This is a genomic window from Vibrio sp. J502 (genome assembly GCF_025397955.1).
Classification (GTDB): Bacteria; Pseudomonadota; Gammaproteobacteria; order Enterobacterales; family Vibrionaceae; genus Vibrio; species Vibrio anguillarum.
This window is the reverse complement of the sequence record NZ_CP104554.1, coordinates 1,969,299-1,994,070: the sequence shown is the minus strand read 5'-3', so window position 1 is coordinate 1,994,070 and position 24,772 is coordinate 1,969,299. Positions and strand designations below refer to the sequence as shown.

The window sequence follows — 24,772 nt, the reverse complement described above, 5'->3', positions numbered from 1 at the left end:
GGTTGGTTTGTCAGCTAGTACAACTGGCAACACTAGTTTCGTTCTAGTCATGGTTCTATGATGTCATTAACTGGGAAGCTATTCACAGGACGAGTAAACAGATTAGGCAACTTAGCGCTAATTTGTCAGTAATATCACAGTCAAAAATGATTAAATTTTTTAGAGAGTTTTTGGTGAAGACGAAGTAAGCATTAAGCTTAGTGTTAGTGAGCGGTAGTTAGACTACTGAAATTAGTTACCGCTCTAAGTTCAATTAGTAAGTGAAAATGATTCTATAAATGACTTGTCGACAAATCGGTTCTTTAGTCGAATGATATGCAAAAACAATTTATCAGTTTTGTGGAGGAGAAAATAGTGGCGGTGTATAACACGGCTTCAGATTCTGCAAATACCGCAGTCCGAGCCTTTTTGACGAAAGTTGGTGAACACTATTTGGGCGCTTTGATCTGCTCCAGCCAGACTGGACACTTCATTAAGCGACATTTTTATTTTCAAAGTTAACTGGACTTAGATACCCAAGAGCACTGTGCCTTCTTGTCCGATTATAATCAACCTCGATGTATTCAAAGAGCGTTTGACGCATCTCGTCTCGCGTCATGATCGGCTCATATTGGATCGCTTCAACCTTCATTGAATGGAAGAAGCTCTCAACACAAGCATTATCCCAGCAGTTTCCTTTCCTACTCATACTTTGCTTTAGATTATAAGCGGTTATGATGTCTCGATAATCTTTTGAGCAGTACTGACTACCTCGGTCACTATGAACGATCACCTGCTCAGGGAACCCACGACGGAACAAGGCCATTGATAATGCATCGCAGACCAGTGTTGCGGTCATTCTGGTATCCATAGACCAGCCGACTACTTGCCTTGAATAAAGGTCAATAATTACCGCCAAATACAGCCAGCCTTCACTTGTCGCAACATAGGTGATGTCTCCCGCCCACTTTTGATTCGGAGCCTCCGCGTTAAAATCCTGAGCTAGCAGGTTCGGAGCAACTGGCATTTTATGTTTGCTATCCGTAGTGCACCTAAACTTACGTGCCGCTTTCGGCGTTAAATCCTGACGCTTCATACTAGCGGCAATGGTTTTAACATTACGGCTATCACCGTTCTCTGCCAGCTCTTTCTGGATACGCCTTGAACCATCACGGCCTTTGCTGTTGTCAAAAGCCTTTTTGACCTTCGTATCAAGCTCTTGGCGAGTTACCTCGCGCTGAGTGGCCTTGTGGCGATGCTTAATCCAGTAATAAAACCCACTTCGTGAAACCCCGAACACCTTAGCCATGCGGACAGCACTGAAGCACAGCAGGTGTTCGAGCATAAATTCGTAGCTATCTACTTTAGATTTTTCGCGAAGTAGGTGGCGGCCTTTTTTACGATATCTAGCTCTTCAGCTTGCTCGGCCAATTGCCTTTTGAGCTTTGCGACTTCAGCGGCTAGATCTTTTTCCCGCTGACTGGTGCTAGTATCTTTCTTGGCTGCTTTACGCCAACCGTAGATCTGGGATTCGTGTAACGAGAGATGCTGCGCTGCCGTAGCTACTCCCAGCTTTTCTGCTAGCTTCAGTGCTTCTGCTTTAAATTCAGCAGAATGGAGAATACGTTTTTTCTTGTTTGTCATGGTTCACCTCATTAGTGATTGTACTCACTTAATTAGGTGTCCAAAACTGGTGGTGCGGATCACTTCATTCAATACTGGAAATGGTAAAGGGAAAAGGCTTTGGGAAGAAATAAAAACAGTTCGATTTGAAAACTGTTGTGCCTATTGCGGTGAAAAGAGCGAGAAGTTACAGATTGAACATGTGCTGATGTTCAATCGCACGGAGTTTGGCTTACATCATCCCGGAAATATTGTTCCTTGTTGCAAGGGGTGTAATAAAAGGAGCAGGGTTAGTGGTTCTACCTACTGTGATTGGAGACAACACTTGAGAAATGTCTGTACTAGTAAAGATCAAGACCACTTATATGCAGAAAGAGAGATGAAGATTCTGGGAAATTTTGAGTATTATAACTACCCCAAGCTCAATGAAAATGAGCGTCACGCCATTCGTGTGATTGCTAGTAGCCTGTATAAGAACATTAAAACCGAGTCAGATAAGTCTCTGGAGCTATACAAGCAACTCGATGAAGCCTTTGTTAAAAATGATTGAAACTATTTCATGGCATTTTTTTTGCGAATAAGTAGAATGTGGCGGCTGAATGTTTTGAGGTTTTTTGATGTCAATTAAAGCTATTGATTTGTTTGCTGGTGCTGGAGGGTTCACTCTTTCAGCTCATGATGCTGGCGTAAAGGTATTAGCGGCAATTGAGTTCGATAAAGCAGCAGCAGATACTTATGATAGAAATTTCAATCAAAACCAGAAACGCAAGGTTAAGCTGCTTAATGGAGATATTAACCTGATAAAGCCGGAAGTTCTTCGTCAAGATCTTGAACTAAAGAGACGTGAGCTGGACCTGATTCTGGGGGGACCACCGTGCCAAGGCTTTTCAACACACCGCATTAAAGATGCAGGTAAAGACGACCCGAGAAATGCTTTACTTCTTCGATATTTTGAGTTTGTCAACGAGTTCTCACCAAAAGCGTTCTTGGTGGAGAATGTCTCAGGCCTTTTGTGGAAACGACATAAACCATTTTTAGACAAGTTTATAGCATTAGCTGAAGATGCTGGTTACGTAATAAAGTTTTGCGATACAGTGAATGCGAAAGACTACGGGGTTCCTCAAAACCGTAAACGAGTATTCATTTTTGGTATCCGAAAAGATCTAGACTCGGAAGACATTGTATTTCCACCAGCAGAAACTCATTTTTCTCCAGCTTCAGGAAACAAACCTGAATGGCTAGCAGCTTCATCAGTATTTGAAAAAATCCCAGAGCATCTGTACTCAGTTTACTGGGAAGATTTCTTCGATAAGAAAGATAAGCGTGGTAAAGAAGAAGTGTTTAAACTTCTCAAATCACTTCCTCATGGGAAAACTTTTAAGAAGAACGATCCATGTAACATTCACATGAAGCCAAGCGACATGATGAAAGAGCGCTTTGCTGATACCCCATTAAACGGTAGTCGTGAAGATGCTGGTGAACAACACTGGCTAAAATGTCATTCAAATGGTTATAAAGGACACAAAGATGTGTATGGACGGATATTGATTCATACACCCAGCAATACAATTACCACTGGTTGCAATAACCCGTCAAAAGGGCGTTTTGTTCATCCATGGGAAGATCATGGTATAACGCTTCGCCATTGTGCAAGGTTGCAGTCCTTTCCTGATTGGTTCAATTTTTATGGTAGCTCAACCGAACAAGCTCGCCAAATAGGGAATGCAGTCCCCCCATTACTTGGTAAGATTCTCATTGCTGACATATGCAGTAGATTGAATTAAAGAAAGTGCCTACAATGTTAGGCACTTTTTTTTATTTTCAGTAAGCTAGATTAAATTACGAGCTTATAAATAACTGGAACCCTCTTTATGGCTTACACCTCTTCAACCTTTAAAACTAGAGCAAGGACCATTGATCACCTCGGGCGGGAGCAAATTGCAGACTGTCCGACTGCAATATCAGAACTCTGGAAAAACGCCTTCGATGCATACGCAACAGATGTGAGTCTTCATTTATTTGATGGAGATATTGATGTTGCAGCATTATTGGATAATGGACATGGTATGAGCCGCCAAGAGTTTGAAGAGAAGTGGCTTACTATCGGAACTGAATCTAAAACGGACGGTTTCGAAATTATAGAAGCTGACCGTAGTGGATTAAAGCATAGAACGAAACAAGGGCAGAAAGGGATAGGTCGTTTATCAAGCGCCGCTTTAGGTCCTTTGTTGCTACTGGTATCTAAGCGGAAGAAACATAGGTTTGTCGCTGCATTAGTTGATTGGCGCTTATTTGAAAACCCTTACATTTATCTTGAAGATATTCGAATCCCTATCACTGAGTTTGATAAATACACAGATGTGTTGGAAGAGCTTCCAACGATGTTTGATAAGCTGTTAGGAAACTTATGGGGGGATTCTGAAGCAGAAATGGAAGCTGAAGCCTCAGCACTTGCTTTAGCTGAAAACATGCCAGAAGAGGAGGCTCTAACTATCACGAGAGCTGTATCTAAAGCAAGAACCTCTCGTCTAGCTGCCGCTTGGGAGCAGTATAGTGATTTGGAATTAGGAAAAGGCATTTCAATACAAGAAACGACTAAATCAAAAATAGAAAACACCTTGATCAAGGAAGTGTTTTCTGAGCGTCACCTTTGTAAATGGGCTGTTTGGAAAGAAGAAAGCGACCAAGGTACTGCCATGTTTACAGCGGAGCTTTCTGAGGACTTGAAAGCGCAGCTTTCTTTAACACCGCATGAAGAAGTAGGGGAAACCGTTCAAAGCTATAAAGAGAACTTTTTTCAAACACTATCGAACTTTGTCGACCCATTCAGCAAGGAAGCAGAATCTAAGCCTGATAGATTTACGTGCTCGGTTACTGCTTGGCGAGGGATTTACCCAGAAATTATTATAGGGCGAGATAGGCAATTTGACCTAGCAGCTCTCGAAGAATTGGAGCATGTTATCGAAGGGAATGTCGATAAAGAAGGTTATTTTAAAGGGAGAGTGAAAGTCTTCGGCGAGTGGATTGAAGATTATATGATCAAACCAAAGCAGGTATATAAAACGCGGAGAGATAGCGCATTTGGACCATTTCATATACGAGCTGGCACGTTTGAAATGGAGATTGGTAGCAGCTCTTTGTCGGACGAACAACATGCTCATTTCAAAGAGCAAGCAGAAAAATATGCAGGGTTTAGAGTCTATAGAGATGGACTGCGCGTGATGCCTTTTGGTAGAACTGATAATGATTATTTTGATATAGAATTTCGACGTTCAAAACATGCCGGACGTTATTTTTGGGCCAACCGACGTATGTTTGGCCGTGTAGCAATTACTCGTGAAAATAACCCTAATCTCAAAGACAAAGCTGGTCGAGAAGGTTTTATTGAAAACCGTGCTTCTAAGTTGTTCAAGGAAATAGTGTCAAAAATACTCATCGATGTTTCAAATGATCACTTTGGTACAAAAGCCGAAACCCGGAAACCAACGTTAGAATTAATCCGAGAGAAAAAAGCACTGCAAAAAGCTGAAGATGACAGAAATAAGCTGTTGTCTCGTGAGAGAAACCGCATACGCACATCAATCAAGAAAAATACTAAGCCGCTGATAAAACACATAGAGATGCTTGGAAGTTTAAAACAAAGCTTTGAAAACCGTATTCAACTTAACTCCTTGGATGAGCTGCAAGAACTAAAGAAAGAAACAGACTCATTAAACGATACAACCCAAAGCTTTTCACTAAGCCCAGTTCCGCCAAACTTAGGCAGGCTTGAAGATGACTATCGTTACTATCGTAAGCATGAACTTGCGGCAAAAACGATGGTTCAGCAGCTTACATTAGTGGTCAATAAAGCTTTAGAAGAAGCCACGCAAAAAACTGATTTTGAAAAAGCCAATGAAGTTTATCGTAGCAAACTCACTAGCTTGAACAATGCAATCAACCGGTATGCAGCACGCGGTAAAGAAGCGTTGAGTAAGCAGATATCAGACTTCGATAGGGTGGTTAAGCAATGTCGAGATCAATATAAAATTGAAGTTGAAGGCGCTCTAGAAGATCTCAAGCTAGAAAAGATTTCGTTAGGCGAGGTTTTAACAATTCTCGATGAAACTCAACTGAAGGTTGATGTGGAAAACCGGCAGAAGTTGGGGCCGTATACGACGGCGTTAGAAAGCCTTGAAGAACAGATTGACTTGGAGGGCTTAGCTTTGTACAGCATGAATGAGTCAATTAAGTATCGAGAAGAGTTGGTTCGGCTTCACTCGCTTGCTCAACTAGGTATAACTGTAGAAATTGTGGGTCATGAAATGGAAAGCTTGGACCGAAGTGTAGATTTCGGGCTTAGGTCTTTGGCTCAAACTAATTTATCTCCAGAACAAAATGATCATTTACATCGTGTAGATGAAGCTCATCAAGCATTGATGGATAAATTACGCTTTCTTTCTCCGTTGAAGCTCTCTGGCGAGAAGGTGTCGAGAACTATTTCAGGTAAAGAAATATCTAGCTATGTTGAGGCATATTTTGGAGAGCAGTTTGAAAGAGCCAGTGTTACTTTTAGTGCGACTAGAAGATTCGAATCTATAGCTATTGTAGATATGCCATCGAGGATTTTTCCCGTATTTATCAATTTAGTCAATAATTCTTTATATTGGGTTCAGCAACATGAGTCAGAACAAAAAATTACACTAGATGTCATTGATGGCGAAGTCGTTGTTTCCGATGATGGTCCTGGAGTTGATGTCGATGACATTGAACAACTATTTACTCTTTTCTTTACTCGTAAGCAGCGAGGAGGAAGAGGTGTTGGGTTATACCTATCTAAGCAAAATTTAAATGCCAGCGGCCATACAATAAGATATGAAACACGTGATCGCTACAAACTACATTCAGGGGCCAACTTTGCAATTGAATTCAAGGGGATGAAGAATGAATAGTTCGGCAGTTGTAACTGCGGTGGAGGTTCCAATTGAAACTCCACCTATTTATCATCAAATGATTCACGAAGCTTTCATTGATCCAATTAAAAACGTAACTGTCATTGATGATGAGTACCCAACATTGTCCCAATTTCTAGTTCAGTCGACGCAGGCAATACCTGATAAGCAACTGAAACCAGAGAATATCGAGCGCTTACGAAGCATCATTTCAATGTGTCATCAAGAAAAAAATTGGAGTCTGGATGTTTTTGATGGAAAAGATCCCAAACTAGGAGGCTCTGATGGGGTACCTCCTTACCTGAATCATAGTGATTTGGTTGTGTTGGATTATCATTTAGAAGGGGTCCCTACGACTAATAGTGGGGAAAGAGCTAGAAAAATCATTTCTGAACTTAAAAGAAACAACAGATTTAACATAATTCTCGTTCATACAAAAGGGTTTGATGATGGTGACATTGAGACAGTGTTCGATGAGGTATTAGGAGAGACGTTTGTATTCCCGGAAAAGCATCCCTTTGTAATTGATGACGAGTCAGAAGAGCTTATTGAATCTTGGCTTGATGGCAACGATGATGGCTCTCGCTACTCATTTTTTAGTCAAAAAATGGGAATTAAAAGTGTACTGGAGCACCTGGAGTTGGGTGAAGGGAAATTTAGCAATGTAATGTTTCCGCACCATTTCTTGAACCCATTTAAACAGGAAGTTTTAGAAGTTGCCAAGTTTATTGGGATCCAGCATGCAACTCTAACCAAATGGTATGTTGGACAACAACTTAAAATGCTGAAAATTCCTTTAGTTAGTGGTGCTACTGAAGACATAGCTTGGTCTTGGAAGGGGGGAGATAATCCTAACTTTATTTCTACAGGTCGAGTGTTTATCTCTGTAATTAAAAAAGGGAATGGGTCTCCGGAGACTGAACTTATTGAACCTTTGAAAGCGGCATTAATAGAGGCAAAATCTTCACCAATGCACCTACTAATGGCAAAGATACGTGCGGATATAGATGAAAAGGGTTTGGAGCAAGCAAATAAGATTGTTGCACAAAAGGAGACCCAAGCTGGGTGGCTAAACAACTTGTTAAAAGAGGGGGCTTTGCATACTCATGATGAATTAATCCGTGCACATTGGGAGCAATTAGCTAGAGCTACGCATTTAGAACTCAGAGAGTTTTCTCAGCGCCTTGCTGGAGCTGTTACAGAGTTAGTAGATGGGGGAGTAAAAGAAGCTGCAGAGCACTTTTTTGATAAAAAATTTGATCCTGATTATACGCTGGCACACCTTAATGCTTTTAATTGCTCTCAACAGGAGTTTGGACACCACTTGACTACAGGGACTGTACTTTGTTTCGAAGAGGACTTATGGGTATGCTTAAGCCCTGCTTGCGATTTGGTTCCTAGAGAAAGAAAAAGTTGGAAAAGTCGAATCGGCTCAGATTTCCTTGCTTTTAAAGCTGTAAAGTTGCTTCCAGTGAGTAAGCTTTCGAAAGCTAACCAAGATGCAAACTCTAATAACTTTATTTATTTAGTGTTGGATGGAGAGCCAAAAGCTTTTTGTCTAGGGCAGAAGCCTAGTGATAACCCTATTTGGGATCTGTTTTATGCATCCAATCAAGGAATATTTTCAGAGGAAGGAACTTTACGGGTTTTCTGTTTACGTCAACCTGAGCAAGGTGATGAGGAAAATAAAGATGATATAGGGAAAGTTCTTCTAGAAACTCGAGAGCTACTTGCGACGCCAGTTTCAGAGTTGAGGTATGAATATGCGCTTAATCTATTACAAAAATTTGGTTCCAATCAGTCTCGAGTCGGCCTTGGTTTTACTGAATTAAATGGTTTTATGCAGTAAGTCAGTTAGAGTTTCAGCTATATGTAACACTTTTACTCAGATATTGTGACGAGTTAAGGAGAAACGTCACGTTATCCGTCCTCTTATTTCTAGGTATTCTGTTGTTTTAATTACCACCAGCAACGCTGGTGGTATTGAATTTGCTACTAAATTATAGCCTTTAACGATAAAGAGCCTGTAATTGATAGTTTTCCTTTGCTAGCCTCTTCTATATGCCCGCTCCACCAGCACATCATAGGCTTTCTGCGTTTGTAGTGGTATAGTGAATTTGGTCACTTAGTTAGAGGTGATATCATCACCTCATAAGTTAACAGGTGACATTATGACAAAACATACAAGACGACTATTTAGCGCAGAATTTAAGTTAGAAGCAGCGCAGCTAGTCTTAGACCAAAATTACTCAGTGACGGAAGCAGCCCAAGCCATGAATGTGGGCAAGTCCACGATGGATAAATGGGTTCGCCAGCTTAGAGAAGAACGCCAAGGGAAAACACCGAAAGCTTCACCTATGACCCCTGAGCAAATAGAAATTCGGGAATTGAAAAAGAAGCTGGCGCGCCTTGAAGAGCATAATGAAATACTAAAAAAAGCCACGGCTCTCTTGATGTCGGACTCACTGAACAATTCTTGATAATCAAGAAACTCAAGCAGAGCCACAGCGTAAAAATATTATGCGAAGTCTTCAATGTTCATCGAAGTAGTTATAACTATTGGCTTAAACGCCCAGCGTTAATTAATGCGGAAACAATAAAGCTGCGCAGCTTGATTAGCGAGGCTTACGCCGCAAGCAATGGCTCTGCGGGAGCGAGAACCATTGCAGATATAGTCACAAATCAGGGTGTAAAGCTGAGCCGATACCGAGCAACAAAGCTAATGAGAACTCTTGGTTTAGTGAGCTGTCAAGAACCAAAGCATCGTTACAGAAAAGCTTCACAAGAACATATTGACGTTCCAAATCACTTAGGTCGTCAGTTTGCGGTTACCGCCCCAAATGAGGTCTGGGCTGGTGATGTTACGTATATTTGGACAGGTAATCGGTGGATGTATTTAGCGGTCGTTATCGATCTTTTTGCCCGCAAAGTGATCGGTTGGTCGATGTCTTTATCACCGGATTCTAGGCTAACAGGCAAAGCTCTTTCGATGGCCTATGAGTCTCGTGGTAAGCCTAAAGGTGTTATGTTCCATAGCGATCAAGGCAGTCACTATACCAGCCGTAAATACCGTCAATTGCTGTGGCGCTTTCAAATAAAACAGAGTTTATCTCGCCGAGGAAATTGTTGGGATAATGCGCCGATAGAGCGCTTCTTTAGAAGTTTGAAGACGGAATGGGGTATCCGCCCCATGATCCCACGGGGCGATATTGTTAGTGTTGGAAGTTCCAAGGCAGGAGTGCATCGATATCAGGCTCAGATTTCGCTAGCTCTTTCATGCACTTAACCATGTAGTCGTAAAGGATAAGGCCGTTGGCTTTCGCTGTCTCGACGATACTGTAAAGCATCGCGCTCGCTTCAGCTCCATTGGGATTGGTCGAGAAGAGCCAGTTCTTTCTGCCTATAACCAGCGGTTTTATTGCGCGTTCAGCACGATTATTGTCTATCGATAAGTGACCGTCATCGATATAGCGGCTCAGCTTCGGCCACTGACCGAGCGTGTATTTTATCGCTTTACCCAGCGGGCTAGACTCAAGCACTTTCTGAGTTGTCATCCATTCATAAAGCTCATCCAGTATCGGCTTAGCATGCTCTTGGCGCTCTGCTTTCCGTTTTTCGGCACAGGCACCTTTTAAGCGTGATTCTATTCCATAGAGTTTCTGGATTTTAGCCAATGCACTATCCGCTTTGCCTGACTTGCCTTTGCCTTGCAGCTTTTTCGCCTCCATGAACTTGCGCCGAGCATGCGCCAAGCAACCGACATTGGTGACGAGATGAAGCCCATCATAAACACCATAGCCATCGGTTTGTAGATAACCACTGTAATCCCCCAAGAAGGCAACAGGGCACGCCCTAGCTCGACTGTTTTGATAGTCGTACAAGACGATATTTCTCACATTAGGGAGGGCGGCTTCAGGCGAGTCTGCGCCCGAGCAGTAAAGCCACATATAACACTGTTTATCTTCTTTGAGGACATTGAGCGGCGTTTCATCCGCCTGAATCACCACTTGCTCAAGTAGGTGCGTTTTTAAGGCCGCGTAAAGTGGAGCGAACTTCTCACTGACTTGGATAATCCACCTTGCCATGGTGGTTCGTGAGAGTTCGATACCCGACTGGGTAAACAGGGATTCTTGGCGGTAAAGTGGCATCGCGTATTGATATTTGCCGAGGATGATATTGGCCAACAAGCTTTCTGTGGCGAAGCTCTTCGGGATAATGCTTTGCGGCGCTGGCTTTTGAACGACGTGGTTTTTGTCTTCTGTTTGCTCGCATTGGCGGCAAGCATATTTAGGACGAACATATTCCAACACTTTTAGTACCGCTGGCGTGAACTCAAGTTTCTCGCTACGGTCTTCACCGATTTTATGCAGGTTATGTTGACAGCAAGTGCACTGCTTTTCATCGTCGTTTAAATCGAGTTCGATAACTTCACGAGGCAAGGTCTTTGGCAGTGGTTTGCGTTTACCACGTTTCTTCTTTGTGATGGTCGTTGTGACAACTTCAACCTCTTCTTCCTTAGCGGCCTCACACTCCGCTTCGTTGAAGAGATCACCTTGAGATTCATCGTAAGGCTTTAACGCCTCCGAGCGTTTAGCGAACTGACGGTCGAAGGCAAGTTTGAGCTGTTCAAGCAGCGATTGACGCTCTTGTTTCAATTGGGTTTCTGACGCCAACAGCGCTTTCACCATCGCTTGTAGCTCGGCAACATCTTGGCTTTCTGAGTTGATATTTGGCGTCTTTTTCATGGCATTGATTATACTAAAATCATGCCGTTAATGCTTGGTGGATATGGCTATATTATCGCTTAAGTCATTGTAAAATCGTTTATTCTAACGGGTTTATGGCCGATAATCGTGAAGCCAGAAAGCAGTCTGTCAAGCTCGAATTGAGTTAGGGTAAACACCTCATTTTGCTCTTTTGATGGCCACTTGTACTTGGCTTTTTCAAGGCGCTTGTACCAAAGAGCAAAGCCTGTTTTATCCCAGTACAGCACTTTGATTTTGTCGCGCTGTTTGTTGGTGAACAGGAACAGTGCGCCGCTGCCCAAGGGCAAGTCGGTGTCATTTTCGATAATCGCAGCGAGGCCGTTGATGGACTTTCTAAAATCGACGCTTTCGCGATAGAGATAGATTTCGGGAGCACTGAGCATACGTTTCATGACAGCGCACCGATAAGCTCTGCGAGATAGGTCGCTGGCGTGCCTTGTGGGATGCTCAGTTCAACATCATTGACGAGCAGCGTCATATTGGCAACGACAACGTGAGTGGCTTGATACTTTGTGGTCTTTTCAACGACTTCTGCTTTAACAAAGCCAACCGTGTTCGGTTTTTCGATGTGCTTTAACTGTTGGCGCTTAGCGTAAAAAGTGGAGAGGCTCAGTCCGTTACGTTCACAGAATAATCGTTGTGATAGTTGGCTGGATTCATAGTGTTCGAACAGGGTTCGCCATTCTTGGTTAGTGCGTCGTTTGGCCATTTCAAATCTCCTTTGGGTTGGAGGTTTGATCTTATTATTCGGGCTAGGTGATTAGAATGCGGGGTTTATGACGCGCTTACGGAATGGGTGCCAACTGTGGGTTATCATAGCTTCGCTGAGGCTCAACAAGAGATCACCCGCTACATTATCGGATATTACTGCCAACTCAGGCCACATCAGTATAACGGTGGTCTAACTCCCAATGAATCAGAACGATTATATTGGGAAAACTCTAAAACCGTGGCCAATTTTAGTTGACCACTACAGTTCTAGATAGTCAGTACGGTTATAAGCACTACGAACCTGGTTATCATCAACGTGGGCTAATGACGCCTCAATTAAGTCACGATCAAAGCCTTGTTCATTGAGTGTAGTACTTGCGAGAGAGCGCAGACCGTGGCTAACCAATCTTCCCGCAAAACCCATACGTTTCAGAGCCATATTTGCCGTTTGGCTGTTACATGGTTTCTTTGGATCGCGATCTGAAGGAAAGATAAATACACGGTGGCCGCTTATCGGCTTCATTACTTCTAATAGTGCTAGCATCTGCTCTGTGAGCGGGATGCGGTGCTCTCTTCTTTTTTTCATTCTCTCGGCTGGAATAGTCCATATCTTTTCTTCCCACTCAATCTCATCCCATCTAGCGCCTGCGGCTTCAGAAGGTCGTGTCATAGTGTGAAGTTGCCACTCAATTAAACAACGAGTAGTACGCTTTATACTGGCATTGGCGATAGCTCCCATGAGCTCTGGTAACTCATCTGGTGCTAGTGCTGCCATGTTTTCTTTTTTGGGCTTTTTGAAAGCGGCTCGAATACCTGTTAATGGATTCGCTTTAACAAGACCACAGTTTGCCGCGTAGTTCATTATTTCGTTTAAGCGTTGAGATAAGCGTTTAACCGTCTCTAAACTGCCTTTTGCTTCGATAGGTCTAAGTAGATCAATAACGAGTGGGGCATCGATATCTTTTACTGGTGTATTCGCTATTTGCGGAAATACATGTAGTTCTAAAGAACGCCAGATATCATCGGCATAGTTTGGTGTGACACTTTCTTTTTTTCTTTCAAACCACTCTTTAGCTAAGTTGAGTAATGTGTCTTCAAGCTCTTTTTGCATTTCAGAAAGCTTTGAATCTCTGGCTTCTTTAGGATCAATGCCATCAGCAACAAGCTCCCTTGCTTCTATTGTCTTTTTACGGGCATTAGCGAGAGATAACTCAGGGAAAGCACCTAAACCCATGTTGATGCGTTTTTTAGTAATAGGGTGGCGGTAGTTGAAGTTCCACAACCGAGAACCATTTGTCCTAACTCGTAGCTGTAAACCGTCGCCGTCTGAAAGAACATAATCCTTCTCTTTAGGCTTTGCGTTGGTAATAGCTTTACTTGTTAGTCTAGTTGCTCTGGTTCCCATTGGGTCAACTCCTCAAATAAATGGTATTCCAAATACTATCATTTATTGCTTGGAATACCACGTGGAATACCAAAAAGTATGGAAGGTAGAGAACGTTGTGGACGATATTGGACTATAAGCTGTTGATTTTATTATGTTTCAGGCAAGAAAAAAGACGCCCTAGGACGTCTTTAAACTTATAATTGGTGGGCTGGCGTAAGTTGATCTTGATTTTTAAGTTATTGTTTATATTAAAATTGTATTGATTTGATTTTTAATGGTGTACCTTTTAGTGTACCCATAAATTGTTGCTAGTTACCCATGGGCACTTCTGTCTCATTTATCTTTTTAGTTTTTATCCATGCTTATGGGCCCTGATAAAGCAGTAGCGTAAATGACTTAAAGCCAGTTTGCACCTAATCAAAAACTATTCAGACATATGTCATCTTCTTGCAACTAACTAACCTGAGAGGTGTGAATATGCCAGAGAACTACATTCGTTTGATCCGCTTTCGAGAAGTGCTAACTATGACTGGTTTGTCTCGCTCTAGTTTGTACCGCTTTATTGAAGAAAACCAGTTCCCGACCCAAGTTCAATTGGGTGGTCGTGCTGTAGCTTGGGTAGAAGGCGAGGTGCAGGAGTGGATTGCTCAACGGATCTCTAATCATCGAGTGAACTAATAAAATCTATTTTTATAATCCTTAAGCCTGCTTTCATTAATGAAGGCAGGCTTAACAATGGGGGAATTATAATCCCTTGGATTAATATTTAGATTTATTTATTTGTTCAATAGCGACTCAATGAGTTGGCTTTTTGTTAATTTTGAATCAGCGCATAACTTATTAATCTTTTTCTCTATTTCTTTATCTACTCGTAAATTTATTGATTTCTTATTTTTTACACTAAGCCTATACTTTTGTTGAGACCAAGATCTTTTCATTTTTTCTAAGAAGTAATCTTTGCTTCCAATTTCTGGTATGAAATAATTCTCTTGCCATAAGTCGAGAAGACTTAAGCATGAGTAATACTTATAATCAATATCTTCGTTATTTTTTATAAACCAAAGCTCTATGTTTGATTTTTTTAAGTATTCTATGATCCAGTTAATTTGAACTGTGTTTTTTTTATCTATCCAAGAGTAGTTGTCGTCTTTAATTGCCATGCTCCATAAGTATTTTAATCGGTCCATTTCTCTGATGGCGGAATCTTTGTTTATCGATAAAAAATATAGAAGTAAATGCTCATATATTAAATTGAAATCATGTATTATATTAGGGTTGAAATGGTCTAGTATAGACTTAGTGTTTTTATGAATGTATTTTTCTATTATCATTTCAATGAAGTTTATTTCATGATCTTCTGGAGGGAACATTAAACGATCATATTTATTGTCTAATGTTAAAAGTATGCAAAACAAATATAAACACTGCCTTTTATTGTCTTTTTTTATCCATTCTATATCAGAGGATAATATTGTTTTTTTTGTCTTTCAATTTTTAAAAAATCATTGATTGTATCTATTGTAGGACTTATACCACAACCGGTAGGGCAAAGTTGAGTATTCCTTGTTCCATATGATATATCAATTATATCTCTTTCTATTGAGGATATTTTAGATGATATCGCGTAATTATCATCGTAAATACTAAATATTTTTTTGTTAAATTTATATTCGATGGTGTCTTTTAAATTTAACGATAGATGATATGCGACTAACTCAAATGTGTCTTTTGAAATTAAATCATATATATCATTTTCTAAATTAATTAGTGGGTTTTCCATTTTAATTTCCTTTGTTTTCATGTCAATTCTTTGTCTTTTTTTTGATTGTTTGTTGTCAGTTTGATGACTTTTTTAAGTTGATTTTGTGTAGGTTTATTGTCGATCTTTTTGTAGTTCAATTCTATGCTCTTAGGGAATTTGTGCGATGAGATGGTCATTTTCTGGTGCTATGAGACTTTCTTCGTTGATTTTTGACGTTGCGGTAATGTTTTTCCAGAGTGGCAGAGCGTGATATTCTCTCTAGACTAGCATTGGTACAGAAGGCGGGTAGCTAAAGTAATTAGTTCGATTATGTTGGTATAGTAATATAGGTCTAGTAAGCACCTTAAAAATAACAAGGTAGTTATCTTCTATGAACAAGTTAATCATAGAGGTGACTAATGAAACGTTTAATTCAAAATTCAAACCTGACTCTTTTCTATGGCGAGAGATTTTTCTCTAATCCTGTCATTAAAGAACATGGTCCATTATGCAAGGAATATTTGATTGCTATTAAGGATGTTTTAGATGTTTCTTTGGCTGAATATAATCGAGTTTACGTGCAGAGAATTGATCTTAGATATCCTGGTTATTATGAAAATTATAATTGTGGCGATATTTCTAGGTTTTTTTCTTCGTTAAAGGAAAAAATAAAATATGACTTAAAAACAAAGAATAAAATTGGTAAATGTAATTTAAGATACGTTTGGGTAAGGGAGCAACTAAGTTCAGAAAATCCTCATTATCATGTGGCATTATTTCTTAATAAAGATGTTTACTTTTGTTTGGGGGATGTTACTAAGGATAGTGGTAATTTGTCTTCAATGATAAAAGAGGCGTGGGCAAGTGCTTTAGGTATTAATTACTTTGAGGTGAGAAGTAGTGTGCATTTCCCAAGTAACTCTACTTATTACATTCATAAGGGGAAAGATTCTCATCAAGAGGAATACCGACAGTGTTTTTATCGCTTAAGCTACTTGGCTAAAGTTAATACGAAAGTCTATTCGAATGGATTAAAAAACATCTCGACTAGTCGAAAATAAAAAAAGAGGCGAGCCTCTTTTTAATGGTTACATTTAAAACCCAAATGTATATCGTAAACCACCGAAAAATAGACCAGCGACAGAGCCTACGACTTTACCTAAGATCTCGCCTGGTTTTCCGAAAATAGATCCGATATCGGAGCCAATAGATGCGCCTTGTAAAGTTGTTTCTACAATGGCTTCCCAAAGGCTTAAGGTGGTTTTTTTATTGTAGTCGCTGGCATCGTTATCTTTCCAATTATCTGCATCATTGGAAATGGTACGATTTGCCAGCATTACTCGTTTATTGTTTGGTAGTATTTCGACAATGGTATAAAGCAATTTTGATAGGTTGTAAGGCCTCTGGCGATTGACTCCATCACTGTAGCCCGCCACAAAGTAAAGAGTCTTCACATTTATCTGTGTGGCTTTATGTATACGTCTTGCTATCGAGTTTTGTTGTTTCTCCAGAAATGCCTTAGCCTTGTCCGTTGGTAGATTGTCGCTGTAGTTCCATGACTCAGGTCCTTTTAATGCAACGTCGGCTTGATTCACCGCAACGATGAGCCGTTTTTCGGCTTCATCGCCTAATTGCGGGATAACAATGTCATTGATGAGTCTCAATGGTGTTCCCAGATCGCGAGAGCCGCCATCAAGTATCACGAGAACTAAATCAATGACCAACTGACCATGGTCATCTCGTTTGTTGAGAAGCTGTTTAATGGCCTGTACGTGTTTTTTATCCTCATCGATCCCATCTCCAAGCCCTGGAGTGTCCCATAGCACGAGATTATTTAAGTGGTAACACTGAACAGATTCCGTGTGCGGATCACTATCGATGCCGACTTGAGCAACCGCCATGTCAAATAGAGCGTTGATGGTTGAGCTTTTTCCTGCGCCTGTCGCACCCGTGATCAGAATATTCAGTGATGCTTTGCGAAGGAAAGATAAGTTACTGAGCAACTTATCTTTCGTGGTTGAATCTAACGAGTTGTGAAGAATGTTATTTTCTAGAGTCGAGAATAAATCATTGGTTTTCATTGTTGTGGATCCTCTTTCAATGTTGAGATGATGAACTGGGAAAGCGCGAAGCCCCAGAACACGGTGATTATCTTTATGAACCTGTCGGTTTTCTTGATGGGGGTAACTAAGGAGCCGAGGTTAATGAAATATCATCAAAGGCTTCCGTTGCGACATAGGCGAGAAAGTTACTCTCCCATAACTGGTAGAGCTCTCGAGCATCACGGTTACCTACGATAGGATTCCATCCGTGATAGGCGGTGAAGAAATCCCCACGCTGGAAATCAAAATCTAAGCAGCGTTCTAGCTCAGGAAAGTGGTTGCCGACATAAGCAAAATCCGTGATGTATTCAATGCTCCATTGGCCATCACTAGACTGACTCAGTGCAATTTCTACCGGATGAAAACCGCCATCTTCGGCACTGTAAGAACTGTCTCGAAAGTTCATGACAACCTCTTTGCTGGTGGCCTGAACTTCACTTTTTGCTTGATGTTCAGAAAGTATGTTAGCGAGTAGGGCATGAAACGGTGTGGAAATCGGAAGATAGGTGGGTTTGAACAAAATGTTAGACATGGTTATGCCTCCTACAAAAATAAGATTCGATTAAGAAGAATCGCCTTGGGTTAGCGAATCATGGTGAGTTGAATATCTTGCAACGCTTGTTTGGCAAGGTGGCGCTCAAATGCGGCGCACCAGCTATAAAACAGGTCTAGCACTGCTGGTTGAGCTAAATCAGCAGAACCGGCATCAGGCTGGTAACACCAACGGTTAGCAAGGTGAAAGTAGAGCTCGACATCCAACGAGTCATGCCTGTCATTCTGATAAGAAAAACTGGCGATAAACGCGATGGACCACAGGGACTCGTTGTTTTCTCTCTTGAACTGTATTTCGACCGGATGTAGGCCCTGGCGAGAGCGGTAATAGTTTGGATCTCGACAGTTGAGGACTATTCGCTCTGCCTCTTGTGGGATGTCAAAGCGGCGAAGTATCGCGCTCAGCGCATGACAAAAGCTGTCAGCTAACTGGATCGTTTGATAGCTTTCCACAATCATAGCCAGCCCCTTTCTGCAAATGACACACTGCTTTTGCCAACGACCACATGGTCCAGCACACGAATATCTACCAGTGATAAGGCGTCTTTTAAGCGCTGAGTAATACGCCTATCGGCTTGTGAAGGCTCCGGATCGCCAGAGGGATGGTTATGGGCAAAGATCACCGCTGCTGCGTTAACGTTTAGTGCCTCCTTTAGTACCTCTCTTGGGAAGACACTGGCAGCGTCGACCGTACCGCGAAATAGCTCCTTAAATTCAATTAGCCGATGTTGGTTATCCAAAAACAGTACGGCAAACATTTCGTGCTCATATCCAGCAAGTTTACAGCGCAAGTATTCCGTAGTGTTTTCCGTACGTGCAAAGGTTTCACCGCGCACATAACGCTGTTCAAGGATCTCTGCTGCTTCTTCCAGTACTTGATGCTCATAAGCTCGTTGCGAGAGTAGATAGCGCTGGCGAGGGAAATGAGTCATAGCCTGCTCCTTAATAATAGTGGGAAGGTTCACAGTGATGACATATATCTAAATTGGCTTTGAATATAGGTAAGGGGCTGATTTAACTATTTTTTACAGAGTCAGTTCATCCCATGGGACAACAAGACATAGGAGAACATCCCATGAGATTTTTAAAGCTAAAAGAAGTAATGAAAAAGACCGCGCTAAGCCGTTCAGCAATTTACCGCAAAATGAATGATGGCGAGTTTCCACAGTCGGTGAGCTTGGGAGAAAGGGCTATTGCCTGGGTGGAAAGCGAAGTGGATGAGTGGATGGACTCTTGTCTTAAACAACGATGATGGCGTGATTATACTGCGTCATTTACTATAGCTGAGAGTGTAAGGTGCCTGATTTGTAAATGTGAGTTCTGGTTTGAAACGGTTGATGAGAAATAAGCTGATAACATTATTTGATATGCTATCAGCTTTAATAAGTTAAGCTGTCCTTAGTTTTGCGATAAGGTCAGCTTCTGTTTTAGTAATGTGATAGGTAGACGAAGAATTCGCATATTTGAATTATCCGTTTCAACTATGGCAATCGCGTTTTCCGAATCCAATTGATAAATATCAGAATATGCCGATGCACCATTAACAAGTTGAATTGGTCCTTTCCATGTCACCCCTTCATCGAAGCTAAACCATAAGCCTAGATTTTGCCTGCCATTGCTCCCTGCAGGATTTCCTTGTGGGTTAGTAAAGAGTAAAAAATGGCTACCGTCACTTTGCTCGAATCGAGTAATAGAAGCATCAACGGTACCAGTACTGATATTGCTAAAGACGTTAGCGTTGTTAGCCTCAAGTAGGCTCCACGTGATTCCGCCATCTTTACTCAAAAATTGCTGGCGTGGGCCATAGTTCAGACCATTAACGATCTGGTTAAAATCAAGGCGTGCAGTGAGGAGTAGATCACCGTTTTGGAGTTCAACCATATCAGCTTCACTAGGTTCGAGAGTTTCTAGGATACTCGAACTCTTCCAGCGAAAGGGGATAGGGAGTGTTGAACCGGTTTGCCAGTTTGAACCGCCATCATCACTGTAAATAGACATGACGTTCAAGAAGAAACGATCAAGTACAATGGCTGGATAGATCAAGCGGCCGTTTTGACTACCACTGATATTTTGTTGTCGAGTAAGGATGATGCCATGACCAGGTCCTGGGTTGACGCTGGCATTTCCATACAAACTCATGGTGTTGCCAGTTTTAATTTTTGTCCAACCAAGCTTTTCAAGATCTTTCTCTACTTCAGGTGTTTGCTGTGCCAAATAGAAAGCATCAAACTCTACGAGGTTTTGGCCTTGCTGTGTGAGAGCAATGTTTTGCACATGCAGCCTGCCGTCAATTTGGGCATCCGCATTACCAAACTGAATGTTGTTCTCCTGCGACACTTGACCAGCCCAAATTGTGATTTGCTGACCATCAACGAATAACGTTGTGGTGCGGTGTAACGCCGAATATTGAAGTTCGTAGTCATGGAAAGAGTGTACCTTCGCGCGTTCGGATTGCAGGATAATTGGATCACTAACACCATTTAGATTAGCGACCAGACTGCCTGATTCATCAATACTCAGTGTGAAAGCATATTTTCGGCTACCATCGGCGACTTGTATCTGGTTTGCTGCACCATCAACAATTCGGATCTTAGCGTTTGATTGCCAGTCTTGCTGGCTATTTAGGCTGGTATTTCGGCGATACAGCTCGGAACCACCCCAACCTGCGATCTGGAAACTGCGTTCTTTAACCTGATCGGTAACATCGATAGGCGCTCGCCAGTTCCCTGACGAAACATCATAGACGTTGTAAAAAATACCATTTGGCATCCATGGTTTTATTCGATCTCCGTTTTGAGCGGCATCGGTCGGCCATCGAGCATAAGAGACAAGTACCGTGTTGGTGGAAGGATCATATATAGGCCGAGGATCCGAGAAATCAAACTCATCACTGACATTGATTTGTTCAGTGAGGTTGAGCTCGGCATCCCAAGTTATTCCGCCATCTCGTGAGGTACGAGTGATAATGTCATTGGTATTACTCAGAGCACCGGGATCTCCACTGCCCACACGTTTCTCTGCAAATGCGGTTACCATCCCTGGTGTTACGCTACTTGCTACAATGGATGGTATACGGTCTGGGCCTCTGAAGATAACGTCGCCTTGAATTTCAAACTTAATATCACGATAGGCTGCGACACCATCCGTACTTGATGAACCATTTCCCCATACAATCATATTTTGTTTTGATACAGTTGGCTGGATGTTGTCACGAATGAGTTTGTTATCAAAATAAAAGCTAGCGGATGGGTTACTTCCTGGATGGAATACCAATTCAAATTTATGGTATTCCGTTGCTGCAGCGCCAGTGGCCAAAACAGTACGCCCAGTTTGCCCTTCAAATTCAACAACCAAGTTACCACTAGTGTCTGATGAAATGATAGGTAAGACACGATGAGTGCCGTTGGCATAATAGTTTGTGATCATTCCACCACTGAGCACTTTCATTTCTGTCGTCATCCGCCAACCGAAACTTGATGCCTGGGCCTGTTGATTAGTAGAGAGAGAATATGTCCATTGAGCTCTCCCCCCATTACCTTGCACCAACCAAGCGGACATTCCATCTGTATTGATTAAAACGCCACTGCCATTATTCGTGTTGTCTTGCATCCATCCCTGTTTGGCAGGGCTGCCAAACTCAGTATCACCCGTTGCGTTATAGTCAAAAAGTGCTGCGTTTGAGCTTGTCGCCATACCGAACATAGCAAGCATTAAAGCGGTTTTCTTTACGTTTTTGAAACGCATATCTACTCCCTTTATATTAGAATCTGTTTCCTTGTGAATCGATACGCTTCTCTGTTGTGAAGTCATCTTGATTGACAAGTCTCCATCGAATGTAAGGCTTGGAAATGTTCACATCTCCAGTTGTAGATTCTCATTAAAAAATATTTTCTTCATTAACTGTGATCGCAAAAAAAATAATTTCCACAAATGTTTTTGTGTGTTGTTTAATCGATGAGACATCAACACGTTGCGGTTCTGTTCGTACTTAGATGTTTGTAGTTGGGTTAGAGAAGGCTACTGAAGTCGGAATAGAAGTGACGAAAGTGCAGTTAATGCCTAAAGGTATATAGATTTTTGGGGAGAGCTATTCCAATTATCTCTGCTGAACATTGGAATAGTGAACGATCTGGTTAATAACGGATAGGCATGTATGATCGATAGCTCAGTTGTAGAGCACGCCTTCACTGACTACAGCCAAACTTTCATATTTGGAGTTTAATACAGTAGCGGCGGCGCGATAATTGGGTTTTAGTTGCCCTAAATCATCACAATGGATTGCTTGAGCCGGATAAGACGAGGCCATTCTTAGTGCTTCATCTTCCGCGATTCCCCAACGAATGACATTGGCAACCGATTCATCCATCCCGATGTGTGCTCCCGCAAGATTGCCTCTGCTATTAACCAGTTTATTATCGATGACGCGAATGGTTTCCCCATCCAGTTCAAACTGGTTAGTCACACTGCCAAGGCTAGCCATGGCATCGGTAACAATAAGAAGTTTGTCTTTAGGTTTGATTCGCTTAGCGAGTAAAAAGCTTTGTGGATGCACATGAATTCCATCAGTTATGACCGAACACCAAGCATGATCGGTATTCAATGCTGTGCCGACAACTCCGGGTTCACGACTCTCAAAAGGCGACATGGCATTAAATAAGTGGGTAAATCCATCAATGAGAGCTAACTTCTCAGTGGTTAATTGGGCTGTAGTGGCATTACTGTGACCACACGAGAGAGTAACATGATGATCCTTTAACCACTTTAGAGAATCGATGGAGAGGTTTTCAGCCGCGACCGTTACAAGAACTTTGCCTTTGGTTGGCCAGTGAAACTGTGAAAGTTGTTCGGGTGTCGGGGAATAAAACAGATCTGAGTTATGAGCGCCTTTCTTTTCTGGGTTTAACCAAGGGCCTTCTAAGTGAATACCCAATACACCCGAGACTTGATTTTCGATTGCAGCTTGAATGGCATCAAGTGAATGGTTGATGTGTTCCGGTGTTGCACTGATTAAGGTTGGAAGCAGATAGGCGGTTCCGTGAGTTCTGTGCGCTCGGCAGATCGAATCGATACCCGCAAGAGTCATGTCATTATTGAACATGACATCGCCACCACCATTAACTTGTAAGTCAATAAATCCTGTAGCGATTAATGCGTCATCAAAATGTTGATGTTCAATATCCACCGTTAGAGACTCAATAGGAACAATGGAGTGAATGCGTGAGCCTTCCCAAATCATTGCCGCATTCTCATAATACTGAACACCATCAAAAAGCCGTGTAGCTGAAATTGCCTTTAATGTCATTGTTTACTCCTTAAACTGAAATGCTGCTCCGAGTAGGCAAGCATCATAATCGCCATGAGCAGGAGTAACAGGGACGTGAAATACAGACGGTCTAGATTGAATAGCCTTGTTGAGGCGTCCAAGGTAGCCTCCAGCTAGGCCTATTCCACCGCCTAAAACAATCATATCCAGATCTAAGCATGCTTTAAGATTACAGCACAATGTGGCTACTGCTTGTACACTTCTATTGATGATCGCTTCTGCTCTTGGGTTGAAAGCTGCTTGTTGAAATAACTCAATATTGCTCATTGCCTCGATAAAAATGGCTTCGCTTTCTTTTTGAATCGCGTTACCTGAAGCTATGGACTCAACACAACCTCGCTGACCACATCCGCATAATGGGCCTTCAATAGCGACCGACATGTGACCTATGTGTCCCGCTAACCCGCTGTTTCCTTTGTGCAGCTTGCCACCAATGATGATTCCACCGCCAACACCAGTGGAAACCGTAATAAAAGCCATATTTAAGGTAGGATCTTTTAACTGAACAAATTCAAACCACGCTGCTGCTTGGGCATCATTAAGAATTGATACCGGTTTATTAGTGAGTTGCTCTAGCGTTTTAGCTAATGGAAAAGGTACAGGGAAATTAAGAGTTTCTGGATTTATAGATGTGATACCTTCTGGCGTTACATAACCCGTCGTTGAAACACCTACATAATTGATAGAAGGGATCCATTCAGTGACTTTTTCGAGGATCGCCTGAACAAACTCAATGACGTCTTGTACCACAGGGGTTGCCATTTGGTAACGCTGAATAATTATATCATCTTCTACAATCGCTAATGCTATTTTTGTTCCGCCGATATCGATGGCTAGTGTGTGCATTTCCTTTCTCCCGCTGCTTGGGTTGCATTATTAAACCATTGAGTCACTACTTCCAACCGAGTTAGTGCAGAACCAACCGTTACGGCAACCGCACCAGACTCAATCGCTTTCGCTGCTAACTCAGGCGTATTGTATCGACCTTCCGCCATGGTAAAAAAACCTGCTTCAGAAAACGCTTTCACAAGTTGGAAATCTGGAACTGTGGGCTCAATATCTCCGACATAACCTGACAGTGTTGAGCTAATAATTTCAACACCTTGTGAATTAGCCCATAATCCATCCTCGAATGTGGAGCAATCGGCCATCGCAAAACATCCAGTGTTTTTTATGGCTTGCGCAATACATTCTCGGCTTTCAGGACGTGTTCTATTGGTGGCATCAAAAGCAATGACCGTTGCGCCAGCATTCGCTAAGCCATCAACATCTGATACAAAAGGAGTGATTCGAACTGGGCTATCAGGCAAATCACGTTTAACGATACCTATAATCGGAATTGTCACTGCGGCGGATACAGCAGCGACATTATTCACACCTTCAATGCGTAGCGCCTTTGCTCCGGTTTGTTCGACGGCGATCGCCATTGCCACAATGAAATCTATTTTATCGAGTGGGCTGCCTGTTACAGGTTGTATGGAAACGACAGTTTGGCCGTTTAAAAATAGCTTTAACTCTTCGATGTTCAAAAAATTCTTTCTCACGACGGGCCTCATTTTTCTTGTCTAAAAACGTTTTTGATTCCTGGCTTGATGAACAAAAGGGCTCTGGTAACCAAATTTTGTTCGCCATCACACTTTGGGAAAAGGTGGTTTGA

The 24,772-nt window shown here is 42.0% G+C and carries 22 protein-coding genes and 3 pseudogenes; 9 read left to right on the top strand and 16 right to left on the bottom strand.

What is annotated here, in order from left to right; genetic code table 11:
• Positions 1–472: 472 nt before the first annotated feature.
• Positions 473–1,623, bottom strand: a protein-coding gene (locus N5E84_RS09205) for an IS3 family transposase (protein ID WP_095661212.1) whose coding sequence is annotated in 2 segments (ribosomal slippage) — positions 473–1,380 and positions 1,380–1,623 — 1,152 coding nt in all. Because the reading frame shifts where the segments join, the coding sequence is not laid out codon by codon here.
• A 49-nt stretch (positions 1,624–1,672) separates the two neighbouring features.
• Here N5E84_RS09205 and N5E84_RS09200 point away from each other — a divergent pair.
• From N5E84_RS09200 to N5E84_RS09185, 4 genes are all read left to right on the top strand, one after another.
• The gene (locus tag N5E84_RS09200) at positions 1,673–2,152 is read left to right on the top strand and encodes an HNH endonuclease (RefSeq protein WP_122621519.1); all 480 of its coding nucleotides are present in this window, start codon (positions 1,673–1,675) and stop codon (positions 2,150–2,152) included.
• Between the two features lie 67 nt (positions 2,153–2,219).
• A complete protein-coding gene (locus tag N5E84_RS09195) occupies positions 2,220–3,386 on the top strand; it encodes a DNA cytosine methyltransferase (protein ID WP_019283403.1) in 1,167 nt (388 codons plus the stop codon).
• Between the two features lie 87 nt (positions 3,387–3,473).
• Complete coding sequence (locus tag N5E84_RS09190; protein WP_095661257.1) at positions 3,474–6,533, top strand: ATP-binding protein; 3,060 nt, start codon at positions 3,474–3,476, stop codon at positions 6,531–6,533.
• A complete protein-coding gene (locus tag N5E84_RS09185; protein ID WP_019283401.1) occupies positions 6,526–8,382 on the top strand; it encodes a response regulator receiver domain in 1,857 nt (618 codons plus the stop codon). The genes N5E84_RS09190 and N5E84_RS09185 overlap by 8 nt, the downstream gene beginning before the upstream one ends.
• A 146-nt stretch (positions 8,383–8,528) precedes the next feature.
• Here the strand turns inward: N5E84_RS09185 and N5E84_RS21360 are convergent.
• Positions 8,529–8,633 (bottom strand): annotated as a pseudogene (locus N5E84_RS21360) (integrase); the annotation flags it as partial.
• A 71-nt stretch (positions 8,634–8,704) separates the two neighbouring features.
• Between N5E84_RS21360 and N5E84_RS09180 the strand changes: the two are divergent.
• Positions 8,705–9,711: pseudogene (locus N5E84_RS09180) on the top strand (IS3-like element ISVch4 family transposase); the annotation flags it as partial.
• 34 nt (positions 9,712–9,745) lie between these two features.
• Here N5E84_RS09180 and N5E84_RS09175 read toward each other — a convergent pair.
• Genes N5E84_RS09175 through tnpA form a run of 3 tightly spaced genes read right to left on the bottom strand, consistent with a single transcriptional unit; the run spans position 9,746 to position 12,008 of the window.
• The gene (locus N5E84_RS09175) at positions 9,746–11,278 is read right to left on the bottom strand and encodes an IS66-like element ISVa11 family transposase (protein ID WP_069211897.1); all 1,533 of its coding nucleotides are present in this window, start codon (positions 11,276–11,278) and stop codon (positions 9,746–9,748) included.
• Between the two features lie 59 nt (positions 11,279–11,337).
• Positions 11,338–11,691: an IS66 family insertion sequence element accessory protein TnpB gene (gene tnpB, locus N5E84_RS09170; protein ID WP_019283195.1), complete on the bottom strand. Its 354-nt coding sequence runs from the start codon at positions 11,689–11,691 to the stop codon at positions 11,338–11,340.
• Positions 11,688–12,008, bottom strand: coding sequence for an IS66 family insertion sequence element accessory protein TnpA (tnpA, locus tag N5E84_RS09165; RefSeq protein WP_019283194.1), 321 nt, complete (start codon positions 12,006–12,008; stop codon positions 11,688–11,690). The genes tnpB and tnpA overlap by 4 nt, the downstream gene beginning before the upstream one ends.
• A 78-nt stretch (positions 12,009–12,086) precedes the next feature.
• Between tnpA and N5E84_RS09160 the strand changes: the two are divergent.
• Positions 12,087–12,266: pseudogene (locus N5E84_RS09160) on the top strand (IS3 family transposase); the annotation flags it as partial.
• A 3-nt stretch (positions 12,267–12,269) separates the two neighbouring features.
• On the opposite strand, the gene N5E84_RS09155 reads toward N5E84_RS09160, so the two are convergent.
• The gene (locus N5E84_RS09155; protein ID WP_232513677.1) at positions 12,270–13,415 is read right to left on the bottom strand and encodes an integrase domain-containing protein; all 1,146 of its coding nucleotides are present in this window, start codon (positions 13,413–13,415) and stop codon (positions 12,270–12,272) included.
• Between the two features lie 459 nt (positions 13,416–13,874).
• Here N5E84_RS09155 and N5E84_RS09150 point away from each other — a divergent pair, with 459 nt between their 5' ends.
• Positions 13,875–14,075 carry an AlpA family transcriptional regulator gene (locus N5E84_RS09150; RefSeq protein ID WP_019281720.1) on the top strand — a complete coding sequence of 67 codons (201 nt, stop codon included), beginning with the start codon at positions 13,875–13,877 and terminating at the stop codon, positions 14,073–14,075.
• Positions 14,076–14,173: 98 nt separating this feature from the next.
• On the opposite strand, the gene N5E84_RS09145 is transcribed toward N5E84_RS09150, so the two are convergent.
• Positions 14,174–14,767 carry a hypothetical protein gene (locus tag N5E84_RS09145; RefSeq protein WP_019281721.1) on the bottom strand — a complete coding sequence of 198 codons (594 nt, stop codon included), beginning with the start codon at positions 14,765–14,767 and terminating at the stop codon, positions 14,174–14,176.
• Between the two features lie 83 nt (positions 14,768–14,850).
• Complete coding sequence (locus N5E84_RS09140) at positions 14,851–15,177, bottom strand: hypothetical protein (RefSeq protein ID WP_194548967.1); 327 nt, start codon at positions 15,175–15,177, stop codon at positions 14,851–14,853.
• A gap of 380 nt (positions 15,178–15,557) precedes the next feature.
• Between N5E84_RS09140 and N5E84_RS09135 the strand changes: the two genes are divergently transcribed.
• Entirely contained in the window at positions 15,558–16,199 is a 642-nt protein-coding gene (locus tag N5E84_RS09135) for an inovirus Gp2 family protein (RefSeq protein WP_019281723.1), read from the top strand.
• A gap of 33 nt (positions 16,200–16,232) precedes the next feature.
• Here the strand turns inward: N5E84_RS09135 and N5E84_RS09130 are convergent, their stop codons facing one another.
• From N5E84_RS09130 to radC, 4 genes are all read right to left on the bottom strand, one after another.
• Entirely contained in the window at positions 16,233–17,219 is a 987-nt protein-coding gene (locus N5E84_RS09130) for a GTPase family protein (RefSeq protein ID WP_019281724.1), read from the bottom strand.
• Positions 17,220–17,325: 106 nt separating this feature from the next.
• Positions 17,326–17,772 (bottom strand): DUF2787 domain-containing protein, encoded by a 447-nt coding sequence (locus N5E84_RS09125; protein ID WP_019281725.1) that lies wholly within the window; start codon positions 17,770–17,772, stop codon positions 17,326–17,328.
• Positions 17,773–17,822: 50 nt separating this feature from the next.
• Positions 17,823–18,251, bottom strand: coding sequence for a DUF2787 domain-containing protein (locus tag N5E84_RS09120; protein ID WP_019281726.1), 429 nt, complete (start codon positions 18,249–18,251; stop codon positions 17,823–17,825).
• Entirely contained in the window at positions 18,248–18,724 is a 477-nt protein-coding gene (gene radC, locus N5E84_RS09115; protein WP_019281727.1) for a RadC family protein, read from the bottom strand. Before radC ends, N5E84_RS09120 begins: the two co-directional genes overlap by 4 nt.
• A 143-nt stretch (positions 18,725–18,867) precedes the next feature.
• On the opposite strand from radC, the gene N5E84_RS09110 reads away from it, so the two are divergent.
• Complete coding sequence (locus N5E84_RS09110; RefSeq protein WP_019281728.1) at positions 18,868–19,044, top strand: AlpA family transcriptional regulator; 177 nt, start codon at positions 18,868–18,870, stop codon at positions 19,042–19,044.
• A gap of 146 nt (positions 19,045–19,190) precedes the next feature.
• On the opposite strand, the gene N5E84_RS09105 is transcribed toward N5E84_RS09110, so the two are convergent.
• The 4 genes from N5E84_RS09105 to N5E84_RS09090 all read right to left on the bottom strand — a co-directional run bounded on the left by N5E84_RS09105 (position 19,191) and on the right by N5E84_RS09090 (position 24,671).
• A complete protein-coding gene (locus tag N5E84_RS09105) occupies positions 19,191–21,536 on the bottom strand; it encodes a sialidase family protein (RefSeq protein WP_019281729.1) in 2,346 nt (781 codons plus the stop codon).
• A 421-nt stretch (positions 21,537–21,957) separates the two neighbouring features.
• Entirely contained in the window at positions 21,958–23,094 is a 1,137-nt protein-coding gene (gene nagA, locus N5E84_RS09100; RefSeq protein ID WP_019281730.1) for an N-acetylglucosamine-6-phosphate deacetylase, read from the bottom strand.
• Positions 23,095–23,097: 3 nt separating this feature from the next.
• Positions 23,098–23,961 (bottom strand): N-acetylmannosamine kinase, encoded by an 864-nt coding sequence (locus tag N5E84_RS09095; protein WP_019281731.1) that lies wholly within the window; start codon positions 23,959–23,961, stop codon positions 23,098–23,100.
• Positions 23,949–24,671 (bottom strand): putative N-acetylmannosamine-6-phosphate 2-epimerase, encoded by a 723-nt coding sequence (locus N5E84_RS09090; RefSeq protein ID WP_095661261.1) that lies wholly within the window; start codon positions 24,669–24,671, stop codon positions 23,949–23,951. Before N5E84_RS09090 ends, N5E84_RS09095 begins: the two co-directional genes overlap by 13 nt.
• Between the last annotated feature and the right edge of the window lie 101 nt (positions 24,672–24,772).